General features: G+C 72.8%; 22 protein-coding genes. 15 read left to right on the plus strand and 7 right to left on the minus strand.

The window, feature by feature from the left end:
• The first annotated feature begins 76 nt into the window (after window positions 1-76).
• Entirely contained in the window at window positions 77-1,225 is a 1,149-nt protein-coding gene (locus ABH927_RS12565) for an acyl-CoA dehydrogenase family protein (RefSeq protein ID WP_370021053.1), read from the plus strand.
• 287 nt (window positions 1,226-1,512) lie between these two features.
• Here the strand turns inward: ABH927_RS12565 and ABH927_RS12570 are convergent, their stop codons facing one another.
• Genes ABH927_RS12570 through ABH927_RS12580 form a run of 3 tightly spaced genes read right to left on the minus strand, consistent with a single transcriptional unit; the run spans window position 1,513 to window position 3,685 of the window.
• Window positions 1,513-1,704, minus strand: a complete 192-nt coding sequence (locus ABH927_RS12570) for a ferredoxin (protein WP_370021055.1) — start codon at window positions 1,702-1,704, stop codon at window positions 1,513-1,515.
• Window positions 1,701-2,720, minus strand: a complete 1,020-nt coding sequence (locus ABH927_RS12575; protein WP_370021056.1) for a methyltransferase — start codon at window positions 2,718-2,720, stop codon at window positions 1,701-1,703. The genes ABH927_RS12570 and ABH927_RS12575 overlap by 4 nt, the downstream gene beginning before the upstream one ends.
• Window positions 2,717-3,685: a methyltransferase gene (locus ABH927_RS12580; RefSeq protein WP_370021058.1), complete on the minus strand. Its 969-nt coding sequence runs from the start codon at window positions 3,683-3,685 to the stop codon at window positions 2,717-2,719. The genes ABH927_RS12575 and ABH927_RS12580 overlap by 4 nt, the downstream gene beginning before the upstream one ends.
• A gap of 74 nt (window positions 3,686-3,759) precedes the next feature.
• Here ABH927_RS12580 and ABH927_RS12585 point away from each other — a divergent pair, with 74 nt between their 5' ends.
• Window positions 3,760-5,337 (plus strand): (2,3-dihydroxybenzoyl)adenylate synthase, encoded by a 1,578-nt coding sequence (locus ABH927_RS12585; RefSeq protein WP_370021060.1) that lies wholly within the window; start codon window positions 3,760-3,762, stop codon window positions 5,335-5,337.
• On the opposite strand, the gene ABH927_RS12590 is transcribed toward ABH927_RS12585, so the two are convergent.
• The 4 genes from ABH927_RS12590 to ABH927_RS12605 are packed head-to-tail and all read right to left on the minus strand — an operon-like array spanning window position 5,317 to window position 10,490.
• Window positions 5,317-7,470, minus strand: a complete 2,154-nt coding sequence (locus ABH927_RS12590) for a xanthine dehydrogenase family protein molybdopterin-binding subunit (RefSeq protein ID WP_370021062.1) — start codon at window positions 7,468-7,470, stop codon at window positions 5,317-5,319. The two genes, ABH927_RS12585 and ABH927_RS12590, sit on opposite strands and share 21 nt — an antisense overlap.
• Complete coding sequence (locus ABH927_RS12595) at window positions 7,394-8,104, minus strand: 4'-phosphopantetheinyl transferase (protein ID WP_370021064.1); 711 nt, start codon at window positions 8,102-8,104, stop codon at window positions 7,394-7,396. The genes ABH927_RS12590 and ABH927_RS12595 overlap by 77 nt, the downstream gene beginning before the upstream one ends.
• Window positions 8,101-9,279, minus strand: coding sequence for a cytochrome P450 (locus tag ABH927_RS12600; RefSeq protein ID WP_370021066.1), 1,179 nt, complete (start codon window positions 9,277-9,279; stop codon window positions 8,101-8,103). The genes ABH927_RS12595 and ABH927_RS12600 overlap by 4 nt, the downstream gene beginning before the upstream one ends.
• Complete coding sequence (locus ABH927_RS12605) at window positions 9,279-10,490, minus strand: cytochrome P450 (RefSeq protein WP_370021068.1); 1,212 nt, start codon at window positions 10,488-10,490, stop codon at window positions 9,279-9,281. Before ABH927_RS12605 ends, ABH927_RS12600 begins: the two co-directional genes overlap by 1 nt.
• Window positions 10,491-10,623: 133 nt before the next feature.
• Between ABH927_RS12605 and ABH927_RS12610 the strand changes: the two genes are divergently transcribed.
• The 13 genes from ABH927_RS12610 to ABH927_RS12670 are packed head-to-tail and all read left to right on the plus strand — an operon-like array spanning window position 10,624 to window position 21,868.
• Complete coding sequence (locus ABH927_RS12610) at window positions 10,624-11,748, plus strand: steroid 3-ketoacyl-CoA thiolase (RefSeq protein WP_370021070.1); 1,125 nt, start codon at window positions 10,624-10,626, stop codon at window positions 11,746-11,748.
• On the plus strand, window positions 11,745-12,923 hold the full coding sequence (locus tag ABH927_RS12615; RefSeq protein ID WP_370021072.1) for a CaiB/BaiF CoA transferase family protein: 1,179 nt from the start codon (window positions 11,745-11,747) through the stop codon (window positions 12,921-12,923). The genes ABH927_RS12610 and ABH927_RS12615 overlap by 4 nt, the downstream gene beginning before the upstream one ends.
• On the plus strand, window positions 12,920-13,660 hold the full coding sequence (fabG, locus tag ABH927_RS12620; protein WP_370021074.1) for a 3-oxoacyl-[acyl-carrier-protein] reductase: 741 nt from the start codon (window positions 12,920-12,922) through the stop codon (window positions 13,658-13,660). Before ABH927_RS12615 ends, fabG begins: the two co-directional genes overlap by 4 nt.
• Window positions 13,657-14,562 carry a hypothetical protein gene (locus ABH927_RS12625; protein WP_370021076.1) on the plus strand — a complete coding sequence of 302 codons (906 nt, stop codon included), beginning with the start codon at window positions 13,657-13,659 and terminating at the stop codon, window positions 14,560-14,562. The genes fabG and ABH927_RS12625 overlap by 4 nt, the downstream gene beginning before the upstream one ends.
• Window positions 14,555-14,809, plus strand: coding sequence for an acyl carrier protein (locus ABH927_RS12630; protein ID WP_370021078.1), 255 nt, complete (start codon window positions 14,555-14,557; stop codon window positions 14,807-14,809). Before ABH927_RS12625 ends, ABH927_RS12630 begins: the two co-directional genes overlap by 8 nt.
• Window positions 14,797-16,014, plus strand: a complete 1,218-nt coding sequence (locus ABH927_RS12635; protein WP_370021080.1) for a beta-ketoacyl synthase — start codon at window positions 14,797-14,799, stop codon at window positions 16,012-16,014. Before ABH927_RS12630 ends, ABH927_RS12635 begins: the two co-directional genes overlap by 13 nt.
• Window positions 16,011-17,003, plus strand: coding sequence for a beta-ketoacyl synthase N-terminal-like domain-containing protein (locus ABH927_RS12640; protein WP_370021082.1), 993 nt, complete (start codon window positions 16,011-16,013; stop codon window positions 17,001-17,003). The genes ABH927_RS12635 and ABH927_RS12640 overlap by 4 nt, the downstream gene beginning before the upstream one ends.
• Window positions 17,000-18,088 carry a beta-ketoacyl synthase N-terminal-like domain-containing protein gene (locus tag ABH927_RS12645; RefSeq protein ID WP_370021083.1) on the plus strand — a complete coding sequence of 363 codons (1,089 nt, stop codon included), beginning with the start codon at window positions 17,000-17,002 and terminating at the stop codon, window positions 18,086-18,088. Before ABH927_RS12640 ends, ABH927_RS12645 begins: the two co-directional genes overlap by 4 nt.
• Window positions 18,085-18,891: a beta-ketoacyl synthase N-terminal-like domain-containing protein gene (locus ABH927_RS12650; protein ID WP_370021085.1), complete on the plus strand. Its 807-nt coding sequence runs from the start codon at window positions 18,085-18,087 to the stop codon at window positions 18,889-18,891. Before ABH927_RS12645 ends, ABH927_RS12650 begins: the two co-directional genes overlap by 4 nt.
• Complete coding sequence (locus ABH927_RS12655) at window positions 18,888-19,655, plus strand: alpha/beta fold hydrolase (RefSeq protein WP_370021087.1); 768 nt, start codon at window positions 18,888-18,890, stop codon at window positions 19,653-19,655. Before ABH927_RS12650 ends, ABH927_RS12655 begins: the two co-directional genes overlap by 4 nt.
• Window positions 19,652-20,506 carry an acyl-CoA thioesterase gene (locus ABH927_RS12660; RefSeq protein ID WP_370021089.1) on the plus strand — a complete coding sequence of 285 codons (855 nt, stop codon included), beginning with the start codon at window positions 19,652-19,654 and terminating at the stop codon, window positions 20,504-20,506. The genes ABH927_RS12655 and ABH927_RS12660 overlap by 4 nt, the downstream gene beginning before the upstream one ends.
• A complete protein-coding gene (locus ABH927_RS12665) occupies window positions 20,503-21,165 on the plus strand; it encodes a 2-hydroxychromene-2-carboxylate isomerase (protein WP_370021091.1) in 663 nt (220 codons plus the stop codon). The genes ABH927_RS12660 and ABH927_RS12665 overlap by 4 nt, the downstream gene beginning before the upstream one ends.
• On the plus strand, window positions 21,158-21,868 hold the full coding sequence (locus tag ABH927_RS12670) for a class II aldolase/adducin family protein (protein WP_370021093.1): 711 nt from the start codon (window positions 21,158-21,160) through the stop codon (window positions 21,866-21,868). Before ABH927_RS12665 ends, ABH927_RS12670 begins: the two co-directional genes overlap by 8 nt.
• Window positions 21,869-21,879: the final 11 nt, after the last annotated feature.

Consider the following 21,879-nt stretch of genomic DNA (forward strand, 5'->3'; position numbering starts at 1 on the left):
ATACAACGTCTATCGGATCAACTTACTAGATACAAGAACTTACGGCGGATGTCGCTGACCGGTATCATCCGGAGCGGTGAACGAGACACTGTCCCGGACGACCGCGCTGGCCGCTGTGATCGCCAAGACCGCGGACGAGACCGAACGCGCCCGTCAGGTTCCCGCCGCCCTGATCGACCAACTCGCCGCCGCGGGATGCCTGCGCATGATGGTCCCCGTACGGCACGGCGGCGACGGCCTCCCGCTGCCCGACGCCCTCCGGGTCCTTGAGGAACTCGCCCGGGCCGACGGGTCCACCGGCTGGCTGGTCGGGCAGATCACGCTCGCGCAGCTCGTCTTCGCCTGCTTCCCCGAACGCGCCCAGCAGGAGATCTACGCCGGCGGGCCCGACGTGCTCGGCGCGGGGGCGGTCGCCCCGAAGGGCCGCGCGTCGGCCACCGGCGACGGTTGGAAGGTCACCGGCCAGTGGCCGTACGTGACCGGCTGCCCGCAGGCGAGGTGGGTCTATCTCAACTGCGTGGTCCTCGACGGGCGCACCCCGCGCGTGCTGCCGGACGGCACGCCGCAGACCAGGATCGTCCTGGTCCCGGCCGCCGAACTGACCATCCAGGACACCTGGCACGTGCTGGGCCTGCGGGGCACGGCCAGCCACGACGTGCGCGCCGGCGCGCTCGACTGCCCCGGCTGGCGCAGCTTCAGCCTGCGCGGCGACGACCCCGGCGACCGGCGGGCCATCTTCTCCATCGCCCAGGCCGGGCTGCTGATCGCCGCCGTGGGGCTCGGCATCGCCCAGGGCGCGTTGGACGAGATCGCCCAGCTCGCCGCGGACGGCCGCAGGCGCGCCTTCAGCCGCACCCCGCTCGGCGCGTCGCAGGTCTTCCAGGACCGCCTCGGCGACGCGTACGTGACGCTGCGCGCGGCCCGGGCACTTCTCCACCAGGAAGCCGCGACGGCCTGGGCGATCGTCTCCGCCGGGCGGCCCGCCGAACCGCTCGACCGGGCCTGCCTGCGGGCCGCCTCCGCCCGGGTCACCGGCTTCGCGACCGCCGCCGTGGACACCGCCCACGCCCTCGCGGGCGGCGCCTCGGCCTACGAGTCCTCCCCGCTGCAGCGCCGCCTCCGTGACATCCACACCGCGACCCAGCATTTCGTCAACGGCAGGGACTTCTACGCCACGGTCGGGGCGCTGCTCGCGGGCGAACAGGTGGACCCGAACACCTTCTGAAGCGCCGCCCAACCTCCAGCGTGATCATGCACGCGTTCCCGGAGGCTCCGTCCTGCCTCACGTCTTGCGCCGCGTGATCACGCACGTGTTCCGGCACCCGCCGCTCTGCCTGGTGTTTCGCACGGCGTGATCATGCAATGTCGAGGGTGGGGTCGCCGGACGGACATCGCATGATCACGAACAGCGCCGGCCCTGATCAGACCATGTACGGCGGAGTCCATGCATGATCACGATTCGCGAAACCCCACGTCACGGGGCTTCCCGGGAAACCCTGCATGATCACGCGCCTAGTCGGCCACCGAGAGGACCTGTTTCGGGCAGCGGGCGACGGCGGACAGCACGCGGGTCTCCAGCCCCGCGGGCACCTCGTCGCCCGCCACCAGCATGACCCGGTCGTCGTCGTCCGACACGTCGAACAGCTCGGGGACCAGGCCGACGCAGACGGAGTGGCCCTCGCACACCTTCCTGTCGAGGCTCACGCGCATCGCACGACCTCCAGGATCGGGAACATCATCGTGGGCACGGTCCGCTCAAGCCGGAGCCCGGCCCGCTCCAGCAACTCGCAGATGTGCTCTTCGGTGCGCGCGCCGCCCCCGACCATGCACAGCAGCAGCAGGTCGTAGAGTTTGCCCACGTCGAAGTGGTTGCCGGGCCGTACCACCGGCTCCAGGATGAGCAGGCGGCTGTCAGGGCGCATGGCGGTGGCGACCGCGCGCAGCAGCACCACGGCCCGCTCGTCGTCCCACCCGTAGAGGATCCGCTTCAGCAGGTAGGCGTCGGCCCCGGCGGGCACCGGGTCGGTCAGGAAGCTGCCGCCGACACACGCGCAGCGCTCGGTCACGGCGTACTCGGCCAGCCGCTTGGGCGCCCCGGCGACCACGTGCGGCAGATCGAAGATCGTCCCGTGCAGGCTGGGGAACCGGGCCAGGATGCCGCCGAGGAACGCGCCGTTGCCGCCTCCCACGTCGACCAGCGTCTTGAACGCCTTCCAGTCATAGGCGGGCAGGCTCGTGCGCAGCTCCAGCCGGGTCGCCGCCTGCTGGGAGGCGTCGAACGCGGCGCTGTCCTCCGGGTTCGCGGCCATGTAGGACCAGTAGTCCTCGCCGTAGACCTGGTCGAAGGCCGCCTCGCCGGTGCGGATGCTGTGGTCGAACCTGGCCCACGCCTCCACGTCGGGGATGAGCAACGGGTAGGCGTCTCGCAGCGAGACCGGATGGTCGGAGCGCAGCGGCTGGGCGCGCGGCGTCAGGTCGAACAGGCCGGGAGCGGTCTCCGTGAAGATCCCCTTGGACGCCAGGGCCCGCAACGCCCGGTGCAGCGAGGGCGCGTGCGACCCGGTGGCGGCCGCCAGGTCCTGCACCGTGCGGGGCCCCTCGGTCAGGTGGTCGGCGACTCCGAGGTCGCAGACGGCGCGGATGGTGAAGGGGATGATGTAGTCGGCCAGTTCCGTAAGCCGGAACACCGACTCGATGTCCACCCGGGGACGTCCCGTCATACTGGTTCTCCTTCCACGAGCGTGAGCGTGGCCGTAGGGGTGATCCGCGTCAGTCTGAATCCGGCGCGGTCCAGCAGGTGCGCGAGCTCCGCGCTGTCGCGGTGCCGCCCGCCGGTCACGGCGAGGGTGTGCACGTCGACGAGTTTCGCCACGTCGGAGCCGTCACCCTGGGCGATGACGGCCTCAAGCAGGAGCACCCGCGCGCCGGCCGTCCTGACGTTGCGGAGGATCCTCTCCGCATGCTCGTCGTCCCAGCCGGGCAGGACGGTCTTCAGGACGTACAGGTCGCCGCCGGGCGGCACGGTGTCGAAGAAGCTGCCGGCGACCACCTGGAGGCGGTCGCCGCCGGCCACCGCGTGCCGCACCACGTGGGGAAGGTCGAACAGCACGCCGCGCAGAGCGGGGAAGCGGGCCAGCAGCCCGGCGAGGAACGCGCCGTTGCCGCCGCCCACGTCGACCACCGTCGTGACCGCCGGCCAGTCGTAGGCCGGCATGACCGTGCGCAGGTGGATGCCGTTGAGGCCGGCCATCCACCGGTCCACGGCGAGGCTCTGCGCCGGGTCGGCCGCGAGATGGTCCCAGTAGGCCGCGCCGTAAGCGGGACGGCCGGTGCGCAGCGCGGTGGTGAGCTGTCCGAGGGCGTGGATGTCGGCGGGCAGCAGGGGATAGGCGGCGCGCAGCGACAGCGGGTGGTCGGTGCGCAGCGGCTCGGCCAGCGCGGTCAGCGTGAAGACCCCGGGATCGGTCTCCGCGAAGATCCCGTGCGAGCTGAGGGCGCGCAGCGCGCGGGTGAGCGCGCCCGGGTGCGCGCCGACCGCCGCCGCGAGTTCGTCGGCCGTACGGGGACCCGCGGCCAGGTGGTCGGCCACGCCCAGGTCGCAGACGACCCGCAACGTGAAGGGGACGATGTAGTCGGCCAGTTCGGTCAGCTCGGTGATCGCCTGGATGTCGATACGGGGAGGCATCTGACCCTTACTCGTATCTTGTGTTTGAATTCAGGAGAGACACTAGCTTGTATCTCTTCTCTTTTGGAGGCCTGATGCTGCCCGGATGTGTCCCCTGGCCCGAGAATCTGGCGCAGCGCTACCGCGCGAAGGGATACTGGCGAGGCGAGGTCCTCGGCGACCTCACCCGTGGGGCCGACCCCGCCAGGACCGCGGTCGTGACCGCCGGGGGCCGGTACACCTACGGGCAGCTCGACGACTGGGCCGACCGGCTCGCCGCCGGGCTCGCCGATCTCGGCGTGCGGGCGGGGGACCGGGTCGTCGTGCAACTGCCGAATTCGATCGAGTTCGTGGTGACGTGCCTGTCCCTGTTCCGGCTCGGCGCGCCGCCCGTGCTCGCGCTGCCCGCGCACCGGCGCAGCGAGATCGGCTATCTGTGCGAGCACACCGAGGCCGTCGCCTACATCTGCCCCGACGCGCTCGGCGGCTTCGACTTCCGGGAGCTGGCGGCCGAGGTCGGCACGCCGCACCTGAAGCAGGTGATCGTCATCGGAGACGCCGGGCCGTACACGCCGTTCGAGGAGGTCACCGGGGAGCCGCGGGACCTGCCCGCGCCCGACCCCGGCGACGCCGCGTTCTTCCTGCTGTCCGGGGGCACGACCGGCCTGCCGAAGCTGATCCCCAGGACCCACGACGACTACGCGTTCCAGCTTCGCGCCACGGCCGAGGCCATGGGGTTCGGCGCGGACGGGGTCTATCTGGCCGCGCTGCCCGCCGCGCACAACGCCGCCCTCGGCTGCCCCGGCGTGCTGGGCGCGCTGCGCGCGGGCGGCACCGCCGTGCTGGCGTCGAGCCCGAGCCCCGACGAGGTGTTCCCGCTGATCGCCCGTGAGGGGGTGACGCTGACCACGCTGATGCCCGCGTTCCTGCCGCTGTGGATGGAGCTGGCCGAGCTGTACGAGACCGACCTGTCCGGCCTGACCATCGAGGTCGGTGGCGCGCAACTCCCTCCCCACGTCGCCGAACGCGTGCGCCCCGAGCTGGGAGCGACCCTCACCCACTGGTTCGGCATGGCCGAGGGCGTGCTCTGCTTCACCCGGCCCGGCGACCCGTCCGAGCTGCCCGTGCGGACGCAGGGCACCCCGCTGTGCCCCGACGACGAGCTGAGGATCGTCGACGACGAGGACCGGGACGTCCCCGACGGGGTGGTCGGCGAGCTGATCGTCCAGGGCCCGTGCACGCTGCGCGGCTACTACCGCGCGCCCGACTACAACGCGCGCGCGTTCACGCCCGACGGGTTCCTGCGCACCGGCGACCTGGTCAGGCGCACGCCCGGAGGGGAGCTCGTGGTCGAGGGCCGGATCAAGGACGTCGTCAACCGGGGCGGTGAGAAGGTTCCCGCGGCCGAGGTCGAGGAGCACCTGCTGGCCCACCCCGCCGTGAAGGACGTCGCCGTGATCGCGGTCCCCGACCCCACGCTGGGCGAGAAGACCTGCGCCGTGGTCGTCGCCGCGCCGGGTGAACAGCCCACGCCGGCCGAGCTCCGGGACTTCCTGACCGAGCGCGGCCTCGCCGACTACAAACGTCCCGACAACGTCAGGTTCGTGGGCGCGCTGCCGTACACCGGAGTGGGAAAGGTGGACAAGCCCGCGTTACGTGCCGGCTTCGAGTGAGCGTTGGAGTGAGCGCCAGACCTTCTCAGGGGTCGCGGGCATGTCCAGGTGCCGTACACCGAGGTGGGCCAGGGCGTCCACCACGGCGTTCTGCACGGCGGGTGGCACGCCCACCGCGCCCGACTCTCCGAGCCCCTTCACCCCCAGCGGGTTGCCCGGGGCCGGGGTCTCCAGGGTGACGGTTTCGAAGGACGGCAGCTCGGCGGCGGTGATGAAGGCGTAGTGGGCAAGTGTGGGGTGGAGCGGCCGCCCGTCGCCGGCGTAGGAGACCTCCTCGGTGAGGGCCTGCCCGACCCCCTGCGCCAGCCCGCCGTGGATCTGCCCCTCCGCGAGCAGTGGGTTGAGAATCGTGCCCGCGTCGTCCACGGCGACGATCCTGCGGACGCGCACGCGCCCGGTTTCGGTGTCCACCTCGACCACCGCGAGATGAGCTCCCGAGGAGCAGGTCCCTCCGGAGGGGGTGTAGGTGGCTTCCGCCCGCATAGGCGGCACCTCCGCCCACGGCAGGTGCTCGCGGGCCTGGTCCAGGAGGGCGAGCGCGGCCGCGCGGACGGCCAGGCCGCCGGTCTGCAGCGAACGGGAGCCGCCGGTGCCGCCTCCGGCCGTGAGCGCGTCCGTGTCGCCCTGCCGTACGTCGACCAGGTCGACCGGGACGCCGAGGACGTCGGCGGCGAGCATGGCCCAGCTGGTCTCGTGGCCCTGCCCGGTGCAGCCGGTGCCGGCCCACACCTCGAAGCGCGTGCCGTCCCAGGCGGCGGTGGCGTGCTCGGGACGGGCGTCCGCGCCGGTCATCTCGGCGAAGACCGACAGGCCCACGCCGAGCTGCAGGGGGTGGCCACTCTCCCGGCGCCTGGCCTGCTCGGCGCGCAGCCCGGCGTATCCGGAGGCGGCCAGCAGCCGGTCGAGCAGCGCGTGGTAGTCGCCGCTGTCGTAGGCGGCCCTGGTCAGCGCCGTGTGCGGGAACTCGTCGATCAGGTTGCGCCGCCGCAGCTCGGCCGGGTCGCAGCCGATCTCGGCGGCGAACCTGTCGACCATACGCTCCAGCGCCGCGACCGCCTCCGGCTGGCCCGCCCCACGGTAGGACCCGACCGGCGCGGTGTTGGTCACCACGCACTGCGCGGTGAACCTGGCCTTGGCGATCCGGTAGGGACCGGTCAGCATGGTGCGCGTCCAGAACGGCAGGACCGCCGCGATCCTGGGGTACGCGCCGACGTCCTGCAGCACATTGAGCTGGTAGGCCAGCAACCGCCCGTCCCGCGTCCCCCCGAGCGTGGCCTCCTGCACCTGGGCCCGGCCGTGCCCGCCCGCCACCAGGTTCTCGCTTCTGGTCTCGGTCCACCGCACGGGCCGGCCGAGCCGCCGGGCGGCCCAGGCGGTGAGGATGTCCTCAAGGCCCGGGAACGCCTTCGCCCCGAACGCGCCGCCGACGTCCGGGGTCACGACGCGTACCGACTCCTCGGCGACGCCCAGGGCGGCGGCCAGCTTCTCCCGCCACAGATGCGCCGCCTGGCCCCCCGCCCGGTAGGTCAGGCGTCCGTCGTCCCAGCGCGCCACCCCGCCCCGCGTTTCGAGCGGCGCGGCCGACAGCCGCTGGTTGACCATGCGCAGGCTGACCACGACCTCGCAGCCGGCGAAGATGTCGGCCCGCCCGGGCGGCCGCGCGAAGGTCAGCTTGAGCGCGACGTTCGTCCCCGCGTCCGGGTGCAGGAGGACTCCGCCGCCGGCCGACTCGGCCGGGTCGACCACGACCGGAAGGTCCTCGTAGCCCACCTCGACCAGCGCCGCGGCGTCCGCCGCGACCGCCGCGGTGGTGGCGACCACGGCCGCGACCGGCTCCCCCACGTAGCGGACGACCTGCCCGGCCAGCAGCGGCTGCGGCATGGCCTGGTTGATCGTCCCGACCTCGGGCGGCACCGGCGGCACGTCCACGTCGTCGCCGGTCAGCACCGCGACCACCCCGCCGAGCGCCTCCGCGCGGGCCGTGCCGACGCTCACCCGGGCGTGCGCCCGCGCCGACCGCACGAGCACCAGATGCAGGCACCCGGGCTCCGCGAGATCAGGCGTGTACGTTCCCCCCGAGGTCAGCAACCGCCGATCCTCCACCCGCCGCACCGGCTGCCCGATCAGGCTCATCCTTCTCAACCTCCTGTACGGCTATCGCGGTCAACGCCAGCCCTGACGACACCAGGAACCGCCCCGAATAGGTGGGGAACGGCGGCACGAGCACAGAGGCCTCGAACCGCCCGGCGGGCGGGTCGAACCGGACCTCGGCCTCGTCGAAGCCGAGCCACCTGCCGGTGGCGGGCGCCCACACCTTGTAGACGCTCTCCTTCGCGGAGAACAGCAGGCGGCCCCAGGCGGCCCCCGTGGGAAGGGCGCGGAGCTCGGCGGGGAGCGCGATCCGGCGCAGGACCACGCTGGGCAGGGGCTCGTCGGGCTCCGCGTCGATGCCGATCGCGGTGAACGCGGAGGAGCGGGCCACGGCCGCCGCGCAGTAGCCGCGGCAGTGCGTGATCGAGCCCACCACGCCCTCCGGCCAGCGCGGGGCCCGGTCGGGACCGCGCGGCACCGGGGCGGGGGCGACCCCGAGCCGGGTCAGCGCCGTCCGCGCGCAGTGCCGCCCGGCCCGGAACTCCAGAGCACGCGACGCCCCCGGTGGGCGCCCGTCCGGCGGGGCCGCGCTCTCCTCCGGCAGCGGGAGGCCGGCGAGAGTGAAGTCATCGAGCCACGCGGTCGCGACCTTGTCCGGCAGCAGGGCGCCGATCACGGCTTGACCGCGAGCGGGATCGTCGCGTACGCGCGGAACAGGGCGCTCGGGAGCCGGACCGGCTCGCCGGCCGGTTCCAGACGCGAGAATCGCGCGGCGAGCCGCCGGAAGACCTCGCCGCCCTCGACCCGGGCGAGCGCGGCCCCCAGGCAGCCGCGGACGCCGCCGCCGAAACCCACGTGCGGGTTGGGGGTGCGGCCGATGTCGACGCGTTCGGGACGGTCGAACACCGACTCGTCGTGATTGGCGCAGCCGAGCAGCAGCAGCACGGTCCGGCCGGGGCGGATCACCCGGTCGCCGATCTCGATCGGTTCGAGTGCCAGCCGGGCCGTGTACTGGATCGGCGCGTCGAACCGGACGAACTCCTCGGCGGCCGTCGTGGCCAGCTCGGGCCGGTCGCGCAGCCGGCGCCACTCCTCCGGCTGCCGGGCCAGGGCGGCGCAGCCGGTGCTGACCATGTTCATCGTGGTCTCGTAGCCGGTGAAACACAGGAACACCACGTTGTCGACGATCTCCTCGCGTTCGCCGCCGGCGTGCAGCAGCCGCGCGAGCAGGTCGCCGCCGGGGTCGGGGCGGCGCGTGTCGAGCAGGTCCTCCACGTACGCGCGCAGCCACGCGAGCGCGGCGTCCGCCTCGGCCCGGTCGCCCTCGGGCAGGAACGGAGTGAACGCCTTGCCGAGAGCGGCCGACCTGGGCCAGATCTCGGCCCGCGCGCCGCCGGGGATGCCGATCAGCTCGCACACCACGCTCAGCGCCAGCGGGAACGCCAGGCCGGCGACCGCGTCGAGTTCGCCGGTGTCGAGGCCGGATTCCAGCAACTCGTCGGTGAGAAGGCCGATCCGCTCGCGCATCCGCCGGGCCGTCCCCGGGCTGAAGGCGCGCACCATGACCGTGTGCACGCGGCTGTGATCGGCCACGGACATGGTCGGGATGATCCGGCCGAACACCTCGCCGGCCAGGTTGGCGTCCATCTGGAACTGCGGGTCCTCGCGCGGGAACTCGTTGCCCAGCCGCCGGTCGCGCAGCAGCGCGGCCACGTCGGCGTGCCGGGTGACCCCCCAGCTCGCGGGGCTGACCCGGCACAGCCGCCCACCCGCCCGCAACTCGCGGTACACCGGGTACGGGTCGGCGATCACGGCCGGGTCGAGGACGTCGAATCGGGGCGGAAGAGGCATCAGCGTGGGTCCGCCGTCACCGGGACCGACGCGTACGACCGCAGCGTGCCCCCGGTCTCCCGCACGGGCGGGGCACCGGGCGACAGCGGGCCGAACCGGCGGAGCAGCGCGCGGAACGCGACGTCGGCCTCCACCCGCGCCAGGCTGGCGCCCAGGCAGAGGTGGGTGCCGCCGCCGAAGGCCAGATGCGGGTTGGGCGACCGGTCGACACGCAGGCCGTCGGGATCGTCGAACCGGGCGGGGTCGCGGTTGGCGCTCCCGATCAGCAGGACCAGCACCCGGCCCGCCCGGATCGCGCGGCCTCCGACCTCGACGTCCTCGCGGACGAGCCGGGCCACGCCCTGGATGGGGGAGTCGTAGCGCAGGAACTCCTCCACGGCCCCGGGGGTGAGATCAGGATCGTCGCGAAGGAGCTTCTGCTGGTCAGGATGGTCGAGCAGGGCCGCGCAGCCGGTCGAGATCAGGTTCGTGGTGGTCTCGAAACCCGCGAAGAACGCGAAGACGGCGTTGTCCACGATCTCGTCGTGGCTCAGGCGGGCGCCGTCCTCCTCGGCCGCGAGCAGCAGCGACAGCAGGTCGTCGCCGGGGTCGGCGCGCCGCCGCGCCAGCATGTCCCCGAGGTACGCGCGGAGTCCCTCGACGGCGACGTCGGCGGCCGCGCGGTCGGGTTCGGCCACGATCGCGGCGAAAGCCCGGCTCAGGTCGAGGGCGAGCGGCCTGATCAGCGCGTCGTCCGACTCGGGGATGCCCATCAGCGCGCACACCACCATCACCGGCAGCGGGAACGCGAGATCGGTGACGGCGTCGAACGCGCCGCGCTCGGCCGCCGGGTCGAGCAGCGCGTCCACCATGCGCTCGATGCGCGGCCGGGTCCGCCGGACCAGGGACGGGCTGAACGCCTTGCCGATCAGGCGGCGCAGCCGGGTGTGTGCCGGTGGGTCCCGGTAGAGGATGATCCGGCTGAAGAACCGCCCGGCTGGACCGTCCCCCGCCGACATCCGGTGGTACTGCTCGGGGAACTCGCTGCCGAGCCGGGGATCGCGCAGCAGCGCCGCGACGTCGTCGTAGCGGGTGACGCCGTAGCTGGCCGGGCCCATCCGGCACAGCGGCCCGGCTGCCCGCAGGTCTCGGTACGTGGGGTACGGGTCGGCGAGCACGGCCGGTTCACGGGCGTCGAACTTCGGTGGCAGGCCCGCTGCGAGCGAAGGCATGGTTGCCAGTATCAGCGTTCCGCTTTTCCTGAGCAATGGGGAAGAAATACAAGAAACAAGTACTACTCATCTCCGACTCACGTCGCTAGGCTCGTGGCCAGATGCAAGATTCAAGATAGGGGGGAGGGGACCGTTGGGGTCTCCTGTCATCGTCGAAGCGGTCCGGACTCCGATCGGTAAGCGCGGTGGCGCCCTGTCCGGCCTGAAGGCGGTCGAACTCCTCCGGCACGTCCAGATCGAGGTGATCAACCGGGCCGGGATCGACCCCAGCGAGGTCGAGCAGATCATCGGCGGCTGTGTCACCCAGGCGGGCGAGCAGAGCCTGAACGTCACCCGTAACGCGTGGCTGAGCACCGGCCTCGACTACGGCGTGGGCTGCACCACCGTGGACACCTCGTGCGGCTCGGCACAGCAGGCCAACCACCTCATCGCCGCGCTCATCGCGGCCGACGCGATCGACGTCGGCATCGCGTGCGGCGTCGAGTCGATGAGCCGGGTCCCCGTCGGGGTCAACCTCTACCAGGGCCCCGGACATTACAAGACCGCGGACTACCCCTGGGACGACCCGCCCAAGGCCCAGTTCGGCGGGGCGGAGCGGATCGCCGCCCGGCAGGGCCTCACCCGCCCGGACCTCGACGACTACGGGGTCATCTCGCAGCGCCGCGCGGCGGCCGCCTGGGCGGAGGGCAGGTTCGACCGCGAAGTGACCCCCATCGCCGGGGTCACCCGCGACGAAGGGCTGCGCGAGACCACCCGGGACGGGCTGGCCGGGCTCACCCCCAACGTCGAGAACGGCCTGCACACGGCCGGCACGACCTCGCAGGTGTCCGACGGCGCGGCGGCGATCCTCTGGATGTCGCAGGAGTACGCGCGAGCGCGCGGCCTGCGCCCGCGCGCTCGCCTCCTCCACCAGGTCGTGGCCGGCGCCGACCCCTATTACCTGCTCGACGGCCCCACCGCCGCCACCCGGAAGATCCTTGAGAAAGCGGAGATGTCGATCGCGGAGCTGGACCTGTTCGAGGTCAACGAGGCGTTCGCGTCGGTCGTCCTGTCCTGGGCGGACGCGCACAAGGTCGACCTGGACCGGGTCAACGTCAACGGCGGCGCGATCTCCCTCGGCCATCCGCTCGGCTGCTCCGGCACCCGCCTGCTCGTCACCGCGCTGCACGAGCTCGAGCGCGCCGACCTGTCCATGGCCCTGGTCACCATGTGCTGCGGCGGCTCGCTCGGCACCGCCTCCATCCTGGCGAGGACATGATGGCCGCCTTCGACCAGGACGCGCTGCCGGACGGGCCGCTGACGGGGCTGCGGGTGCTCGACGTCACCAAGGTGTGGGCCGGGCCGACGGCCACCGCGCTGCTCGCCGATCTCGGCGCGGACGTGATCCGGGTCGAGATGCCGGGCAACCGGGAAGGGCTGTTCCCGCCCGAGATCCCCGGCACCGGCCTGGCCTGGTTCCGCCAGACCACGCAGCGCGGCAAACGCAGCCTCGCCCTGGACCTGCGCGCCGAAGGCGCCGCCGACACGCTGCTCGGGCTGGTCGCGGACGTCGATGTGCTGGTCGAGAACTACCTGCCCGGCACACTCGCGAGACTCGGCCTCGGCTACGCGCGCTGCCGCGAGGTCAACCCCGGCCTGGTGTACGTGTCGATCTCCGGATTCGGTCAGTACGGCCCGCAGTCGCGCCGCCCCGGCTACGACCCGATCATCCAGGCGGCCTCCGGCTGGATGGCGCTCAACGGCGAACCAGGCGGCCGGCCGCTGCGCTCCCCGACGTTCATCGCCGACGACCTGGCCGCCCTCTACGCGGTGATCGGCGCCCTGTCCGCGCTGCGCCACCGGGACGCGACCGGAGAGGGCCAGCACGTGGACGTGGCGCTCCTCGACGCGCTGCTCGCCACCAGCGACGGTTACCTCACCCTGGCCGCCGCGGGAGCTCAGCCCGGACGGCAGGGCGACCAGACCGACATGGTCGTCCCGGCAGGGGTGTTCCGCTGCGCCGACGACGCGTACGTCTACCTGGCCGTCGCGCTCGACAAGCACTGGCGGCTGTTCGCCCAGGTCATCGACCGGCCTGAGCTGGCCCGCGCCCCCGGCTACGCCACCAACGCCGAACGCGTGGCCAACCGCGAGGCCGTCAACGCCGTCATCGGCGCGTGGTGTGCGACCAGGACCGCCGACGAGGTCCAGGCTCTGCTGGACGCGCGGGGCCTGACCGCCCAGCGCGTACGGGATCTGGCGGAGGCGGCGAAAGACCCGCACGTGCTCGAACGCGGCATGTTGTGCGACACGACGCTGTCCAACGGCACGGTGGCCCCCCTCACCGGGCCCGCGATCAAGTTCTCCCGCACCCCCGCCCGGATCAGGTCGGGCGCCCCCGAACCCGGCGCGCACACCGACGAGATCCTCGCCGATCCCTGGAGGACGCCATGACCGACGACCGGATGGCACTGGTGACCGGAGCGTCCCGCGGCATCGGCCGCGCCGTGGCGCTGCGCCTGGCCGCCGAAGGCTACGCCATCGCCGGCTGCTCGACCAGCGACGGCGAGGCCGCCCGCAAGACCCGGGCCGAGGTCGAGTCCATGGGCGTGCCCGCCTGGTTCGCGCCCTGCGACGTGCGTGACGTGACCCAGGTCGAGGAGTTCGTCAAAGCGGCCGAGACCGCACTCGGCCCGGTGACCGCCCTGGTCAACAACGCGGGCATCACCCGCGACCGGCCAGCGGTGCTCATGTCGCCGCAGGAGTGGGGCGACGTCGTCGACACCAACCTCACCGGAACCTGGAACACCTGCCACGTCGTCGCCTATCGCATGCTGAAGCGCAAGACCGGTTCGATCGTCAACCTGTCGTCCATCGCCGGTGTGTACGGCAACGCGGGCCAGACCAACTACGCCGCGACCAAGGCCGGGATCGTCGGCCTCAGCAGGTCGCTGGCCAAGGAGGTCGCCCGCTACGGGATCCGGGTCAACGTGGTCGCCCCCGGGTTCATCGACACCGACATGACCGCCGAGCTCGGCGAGAAACAGCGCACGCAGGCCCTCGGCCGGATCCCGCTCGGCCGGTTCGGCGACCCCGCCGACGTCGCCGATCTGGTCGCGTTCCTGCTGTCCGGCCGCGCCGCGTACATCACCGGCCAGGTCGTGCAGGTCGACGGCGGGATGGTCCTGTGAGCACGGCGACACCGCTGCGCGCGATCGACAGCGCCGAGGTGACCGAGGGCACGGTCCGCGCCGTGAAGAAGGTCGCGGCCGACGACCCCTACATGCCGGGCCACTTCCCCGAGCTCACCGTCTATCCGGGCGTGTTCACGCTGGAAAGCGTCCAGCAGGCCGTGGCCGAGGCCGTCGGTCCCGTACGGCTGGCCAGACTGCGCTCGGCCCGGTTCCTGGCGCCGCTGCTGGCGGGCGACAGCCTGGTCGTCGAGGCGGCGATCGAGCGTGCGGACGACGGGCTCGAGGTGAGGGCGCGCTGCGCCGACGGGACAGGTCGGACGACCGCCAAGGTCAGCGCCCGCTACGAGCAGGGCTCCAGGGCCGCGACGGACGCGACGGCCGCTACGGGCGTGGGGGACCGGCTCGACAGTCACCGGCCCCGGTCCGGGGAGCTCCGTATCGACCACGATGCGATCCGGGCGATCCTCCCGCACCGGCACCCGATGATCCTGCTGGACCGGATCGAGCACGCGGCGCCCGGGGAGCGTCTGGAGGCCGTCAAGGCGGTCAGCGGCTGCGAGCCCTGTTACCGGGGCGACCAGCCCGGCAGCGAGTACCCCGCCAGCCTGCTCCTCGAGTCGTTCGGGCAGGCCGCGGCCGTGCTGTGGCTCCTGGGAGCCACGGAGTCCGGGCTGCCCATGTTCACCGCCGCCAAGGACGTCGTGTTCGAACGGCCGGTCCTGCCGGGCGACGTCGTGCGTCATCTGGTCCGGCTCGACCAGGTGGTGGACGGTGCGGCCTTCGCGAGCGGGGAGAGCTTCGTCGGTGCGGACCGCGTCGCCGTCGTCACCTCGATGATGGCGGTCGTCCGCCCGGCGCTGACCCTAACCAACGGCAACGGAAGGAACCATCATGAGTGACCACACCGAACACCTGGAAGAGCTGCGCGAGATCGTCGCCGAGGTGCTGGAACTCGAACCCGAGGAGGTCGCCGACGCGGCCGACTTCGTCGACGAGTACGACGCCGACTCGCTGCGCGCGATCGAGATCCTCGCCCGGATCGAGAAGAAGTACAAAGTGGACATTCCGCAGTCCGAGCTGAACGACATGCGGTCGCTCAAGGCCGTCTACACCGTGGTGGCCCGTTACGCCGGATGGCGGGACTGACCTTGCGCGCCCGTGTGGTGGTGACGGGCCTCGGGCCGGTGTCCAGCATCGGCATCGGGGTCACGGCCTTCCGCGCCGCCCTCAGGGAGGGCCGGTCCGGGATCTCGCCGATCGAGAGTTTCGACGCCGAGGGGTTCCCCTACCGCGACGCGGGCGAGGTCAAGGACTTCCGCCCGGAGACCTACCTCACCCGCCTCAGCCCCGCGGCCTGGGGCAGGTCGGCACAGCTCGCCGCGGCCGCCGCCAGGCTGGCCGCGGCCGACGCGGGGCTGCCGGACGACGCGTGCGCGGACGCGGGAGTCGTCATCGGCACGACGAGTGGCGAGTCGCAGGTCGTCGAATCGCTCGTGGCGCAGCAGGTCGCGGGCGGCTTCGCGGCGATGGACCCGGGCACCCTGCGGCAGTTCCCCGCCGAACGGCTGGCCGCCGGAGTCGCCACGGAGCTAGGCCTCGCCGGCGAGGTGCTCACGCTCGCCACGGCCTGCTCGGCCAGCAACTACGCCATCGGGTACGCCTTCGACTGCGTCGCGCGCGGGGACGCCGACCTGATGTTCGCCGGGGGCGCCGACTCGGTGTGCCGATGGGCGCAGGCCGGATTCCACCGCCTCGGCGCGCTCACCGAGGGCGCCTGCCGCCCGTTCGACAAGGGGCGGGCCGGGATCATCACCGGCGAGGGCGGCGCCGTGCTGCTGCTGGAGAACGCCGACCACGCCCGGGCCCGCGGCGCCCGCGTCTACGCCGAGGTCCTCGGCTACGGCGTCAACTGCGACGCCCGGCACATGGTCGCCCCCGACGAGGACAGCATCGCCGCGTGCATGCGCATGGCGCACGAGGACGCCGACGTGAAAGCCGACGAGATCGACTACATCTGCGCGCACGGGACCGGCACCCCGGCCAACGACCTGGTCGAGGCCCGTGCCGTACGGCAGGTGTTCGGCGAGCGGATTCCCCCCGTCAGCTCGATCAAGTCGATGCTCGGCCACACCATGGGCGCCGCCAGCGGCTTCGGCGCGATCGCGACCACGCTGGCCATCGCCGACGGATTCCTGCCGCCCACGATCAACTGGACCACCCAGGACGACGAACTGCCCTGGATCGACCCGGTGCCCAACGTGGCCCGGCCCGCCACCGTGCGCGTCGCCCAGAACGACGGTTTCGCCTTCGGTGGCAACAACGCCATCACCGTCTTCGGAGCCGCCCGATGATGATCACCGGTCGTGCCGTGCTGGCTCCCGCCGGCGATGCCGACGCGACCCCCCTTTACGACGATCTGCCCGTCCACAGCGCCCCCGTGCTCGCCGGCTTCAGCGTGCGCGAGCGGCTCGGCCGCAAAGGGACCAGCACGTTCGACCGGGCCACCGCGCTCGCCGTGGTCGCCTGCGGCGAGGCCCTGCGCGACGCCGGCGTCGACCTCACCACCGTCGACCCCGCCCGAGTCGGCCTGGTCCTCGGGACCACGGTCGGCAGCCTCGCCTCGACCATGGACTTCTCCAGGGAGACCCTGGTCCAGGACAAACCGTACCTGGTCAACCCCATGCAGTTCCCGAACACCGTGATGAACTGCGCCGCCGGCCAGTCCGCCATCTGGTACGGCCTCCGCGGCGTCAACGCCACCGTCGCCGGCGGACCGATCGCCTTCCTCCAGGCGATGAGGTACGCCGTACGAGCCATCGAGAAGTCCCAGGCCGACACGGTCCTCGTCGGCGCGGTCGAGGAATTCACCCCGCACACCGCCTGGTCGTCGGCGCTGAGCGGGACGGTGACGGCGGGGGAGGCCGCCACCGTGTTCGTCCTCCGCCGCGCGGTCACCGGCATGGCCGAGGTCCTCGCCACCGCCGCGGGTTTCACCCCCGCGGACGGCGCCGACGCCCTCCCCGGCTGCGTACGGCGAGCCCTGGCGCAGGCGGGGGCCTCGCCGGAGCGGGTCTGGGCCATGGCCACCGGCGATCACCCCAGCGATCCACAGGGTGACGACGGCGAAGCCGGCGCGGTCGAGGCGGCGCTCGGTCGCCGCCCCCTCGACCTCAGCCCGCGCGGCCGTTACGGCGACTGCGGCGCGGCGGCCGGCGGCCTGGCCCTGGCCGCGGTCCTCGACCGGCGCGCCGACGCCCCCGCGGACGCCGTCGCCGTCGTGACCGGCCGAGCCCGCGACGGCGCGGTCGCGGCGGCCGTGATCCGGACGGTGCCGGAATGAGTGTGCGTGTCGCGGCCACTGCCGTACGGACCTGCTTCGGGGACGGGCCGAGCACGTTCGCGGCCCTGTCGCGGGGCGCGTGCGGGGCTGCCCCGTTGCGGCTGTACGACCCGGCGGAGACCCGTGTCACCCATGGCTACGAGATCGAGGGCGGGCCACGGCTGTTCCGGGCGAGCCGGTGGCTGACCACGTGCGTCGACGAAGCGCTCGCCGAGGCCGGGATCGACCGATCTCAGCAGCGGGTGGTCGTCCTGGCGGGGACGGGGCTGCGAGAGCTGTCCGCCGTCGAGGCGTTCGCGACCGGCGGCGCCGGGGCGGAGGGCTTCCCGGCGGAGCGGCTGCACTTCGGTCCGGCCCTGACGCTGGCGGGGGCGTGCAGCGCGGGCGGGCACGCCTTGGCGCTCGCGCAGGATCTGCTCGAACTGGGGGAGGCGGACGCCGTGGTGGCGGCCGGCGCCGACGCCATGACGGCGTCCATGCTGGCCATGATCGGCCGGGTCGCGGCGGAACCGACGACCCGGGTCCGCCCCTTCGACCGGAACCGCACGGGTGTGCTGCTCGGAGAGGGCGCGGCGGCCGTCGTGCTGGTGCCGGACGCCCACACCACCGGGGCCCCGGGCCCGCGCGTGCTGGCGACGGGGCTGTCGTGCGACGCGGGACACGAGACCGCTCCGGACCGGGCCGGAATCCTGCGGGCCATGCGCGACGCCTTCGCCCGCGCCGGACGCGCTCCCGGCGAAGTGGACCTGGTCGTCGCGCACGGCACCGGCACCGAGCTGAACGACCCGGTCGAGGCGCTGGCGCTGACCGAGCTGATGGCCGGACACGCGCCGCTCGTCACGGCGATCAAGGGCGCGGTCGGGCACACTTCCGGCGGATCGGCGCTGCTCAGCCTCGTCATGGCGACGTACTGCATGGAATCCGGCGTCGTGCCGCACATCGTCGGCCTGCGCGACCCGCTGCCGGAGGCGGCGGCCCTCAACCTGGTCCGCGACCGGCCCGTCGCCGCGCGGCCGCGCCTGGTCCAGATCGACGGTTTCGGCTTCGGCGGGGTCAACGCCGTCACCCTCCTGGAGGCGACGTGATCGAACTGGACGTGCACGCCGCCGTCGCCGGCTCCGCGGACGTCGATCCGGCGGCGATGCTCGGCCGCAAGGGCCTGTTCGGCAAGGACCGCGCGACCCTGCTGGCGCTCTGCGCCGTCCACGAGGCGCTGGACCTGCCGCCGAAGACCCCCCGCTCGCCGGCCGAACCCGACCCCGGCGTCGCGGTCGTCGTCAGCTCGAACCTCGGAAACGTGGGGGTCGTCAGCGAAATCGCCCGCGGCCTGCGCGCCGACGGCGTCCGATCGGTCAGCCCGATGCTCGCGCCGGGCGCCTCCAGCAACGTCATCGCGGGGGCCATCGCCATCTGGTTCCGCTTCGGCGGCCCCAACCTCACGGTGTGCTCAGGCGCCGGCGCCGGGTTCGACGCGATCTGGCTCGCGGGCGCCCTGCTTCAGCGGGGCCGGGCCCGGCGGGCCGTCGTCGTCGGCGTCGAGCCCGACGACGAGGACGCGCAGGCGTTGCACAGCCTGCGCCACGCCGGACCCGCCGAGAAGCTGACCGGCGGCGCGGCGTGCCTGATCCTCTCGGCGGGCGCAGGCACATCCGCGGCGGCCGCCACCGTCACGTTGCGGGACTACGGGTCGCCCCCGGCGTCCCCTGCCGTGGACGCTGCCGCGGATGTTCACCCCGACACGCCGGCGGACAGCGCGCGTTACGGCGCGGCGGGCGTCTTCGCGGTGTGCGCGGCGGTGGCCGACGTCAGGGCGGGCGGGCCGCCCAGGGACCTGTCCTGCGGGGACGCCGCCGACGGATACCGCACGCTCCGCGTGGGCGGGTCATGACGACGACGCACCAGCTCACGCCCGGCTCGCCCGGCGGCCGGACCGTCATCCTCGTCCACGGGATGGAGGACAACTGGCGGTCGTGGCTGCCGCTCGCCCGGCACCTCGATCCGGCGTGGCGGGTGCACGCGCTCGAACTGCCGTGGAACGCCGGGTCGGACCACGCGTGGCGTCGCCACGGAAGTCCGGGGGCCGTGCTCGGCGAGCTGCTCGGGACCGCCGAGGCCCGGCGGGCGTTCCCGCACGTCGACCTGCTCGTAGGACACTCCATGGGGTCCAGCGCGGTGCTCGAGCTGCTCACCGAGGTCACCATCCCGGCCATGCTGATCGCGCCGTTCTACTGCCCGCCCGAGATGGCCGTCACCTGGTCGGTCTTCGACCGGGCGCGGGCCGACTTCTCGCGCATCATCGACCAGAGCCTCGAACTGCGGCTCTCCCGGCGGCTCAGCCGGGTCGAGCCGGACGTGGGCGAGGCCATGCTGGCGAAGATCCGCGACCGGATCGGGCCGATCGGCTTCATGGCGATGTTCGAGGCGTTCCTGCACACGGCACGGCTCGACCTGGGAGCCGTGACCGGGCCGGCACTCGTGCTCGCGGGGGATCGCGACCACGCGATGGGGCCGGCCCGCGCCGCCGCGCTGCGCCGGGAGCTGCCGCACGCCGAGTTCGTCGTGGAGCCCGGCTTCGGCCATTTCCTGCACGTACGGCATGCCGAGGTGGCCGCGGCCCATCTCCGCGCCTTTCTGAAAGAGGTGACCTCATGACCGCCATGCTCATCCCGGGGCTCGGCCGCCCAGGGTACGAAGGTGCGAATATCCGGACCTGGGTTGGATTCAAGCACTTTGACTACCTGGTCGAGGAAGCCGTCCTGCACTGGTTCCGCGACCGCGGGCTCGGCCCGGCCCGGCTCTACCACGATCGCGGTCTCGGCCTGGAGCTCGTCGACTGCTCGATGCTACTCCCGGCCGTGCTGGACGTGGACGACGTCGTCTCGGCCGAGGTGTCGCAGACCAAACCGGGGCGTTTCGCCGTACGACTGTCAACCACCCGCGACGGCGGCACCGTGTCCGTCTGCCGGGCCAAGGCGACGGTGGCGCTCGTCCGCGAGGCCGGCGCGCCGGCCGCCGCCCCGCCGCCCGCGGAGCTCGCGGACCTGGTCACCGAACCCACCACGGGAGCCGAGGCCCGGCCCGGCGCCGGGTTCTCCTGGTCCTACCGGGTCCCCTACTTCCACTGCCACTTCTCCGACCGCGTCGCCCACTCGGCGTACGCGCGGACCCTGGAGGACACCGTGGACCGCTTCCTCTACGACCGCGGCATCGGCGTCGGACGCCTGCTCGCCGAGCGCGGCTGGATCCCCGTCGTGTCCCGCTCGCGGATCACGATGCTCGCCGACGCGCACCTGGACGACACCATGACCGTCACCTTCTCGGCCGGCGACATCATCGGGGGCGTCACCTTCGACGGGCGAATGGACTGCTACGCCCAGCGTGGCGACGACCCGCCCCGGCACGTGGCGACCGCCACGATCCTGCACGGGTACGCGATCAGCCGCGGGCCGGACGCCGGCACCCTCGCCACGCTCGACGACGACGTGCTGAAGGCGCTCCAGTGAGGCCGGGGCGCGGGCCGCGGGTGCACTTCTCCCTCCGCAGCCCGTTCAGCTGGATGGCCATCGAGCGGCTCCGCCGCGAGATTCCCGACGCGCACGATGTCGTGGAGTTCATCCCGTTCTGGGACCCGGACCCCGAGACCGAGCGCCGCCTGGCCGCGCGCGGCGGGGAGTTCCACTACCAGCAGATGAGCAAGGCCAAGCACCTGTACATCCTGCACGACACGAAACGGATGGCCGCGCGGCTCAAGCTGGACATGCGCTGGCCCGTCGACATCGACCCGTGGTGGGAGATCCCGCACCTGGCCTTCCTCAAGGCCCGCGACCTGGGCGCGGAGGCCGCCTTCTACACCGAGGTCACCGAGGCCCGCTGGACCCGCGGCGAGAACATCTGCGACCCGGCCGTCATCACCGCCATCGAACACCGCTGTGGCCTCGACGGCGCCGGCCTCGCCCGGACCCCGGACGACTCCGAGCTGCGTGAGCGGGGCGTGGACTGCCTGTTCCGGGCGTATGAGGACGACATCTTCGGCATCCCCTACTTCCGCGTCGGACGCGAGCGCTACTGGGGTCTCGACCGGTTCGACTGGTTCCTGGCCGACCTGCTGCGCACGCTCGGCGACCGGCGCTTCGACACGGACACGGCAGGCGGCTGTGGATAGCCCGACGACGGAGCACGTCAAGCGGCAGCTCGTGCTGGCCCTCCGGCTGTTCGCGGTCAACGGGTTCGACGAGGGCGCGGGCGGGCACATCACGGCCCGCGACCCGGAGCGGCCCGACCACTTCTGGATCAACCCGTTCGGCCGCAGCTTCGCCCACGTCGCCGTCGCCGACCTGCTCCTGGTCGACCACGCGGGCGAGGTCGTCGAGGGACAGGGCAAGGTCAACCCGGCCGGCTACGCCATCCACTCGGCCATCCACGCGGCCCGCCCCGACGTGCACGCCGCCGCGCACAGCCACTCCGTGTACGGCCGGGCCTTCGCCACCCTCGGGCGCCTCCTTGATCCGATCACCCAGGACGCGTGCGTGTTCTTCGAGGACCACGCGCTCCACCAGGAGTTCGGCGGCGTGGTCCTGGAAGGCAAGCAGGTCGCCGCGTCCCTGGGCGACGCCAAGGCCGTGATCATGCGGAACCACGGTCTGCTGACGGTCGGCGGCACGGTCGAGGAGGCCGCCTGGTGGTTCCTGGCGATGGACCGCTGCTGCCAGGTCCAGCTCATCGCGGAAGCGGCCGGAAAACCGCATCTCATCGACCCGGAAACGGCCCGCCTCACCCGCGGGCAGATCGGCACTCCCGGCACGGCCCGGCTCAATTTCCGCCCTTTACGCGAGCACATTCTGACGCTATTTCCTGACATTTCTTGAATGAGTGGAGT

Source organism: Planotetraspora sp. GP83 (genome assembly GCF_041262585.1).
GTDB lineage: Bacteria > Actinomycetota > Actinomycetes > Streptosporangiales > Streptosporangiaceae > JAOEGB01.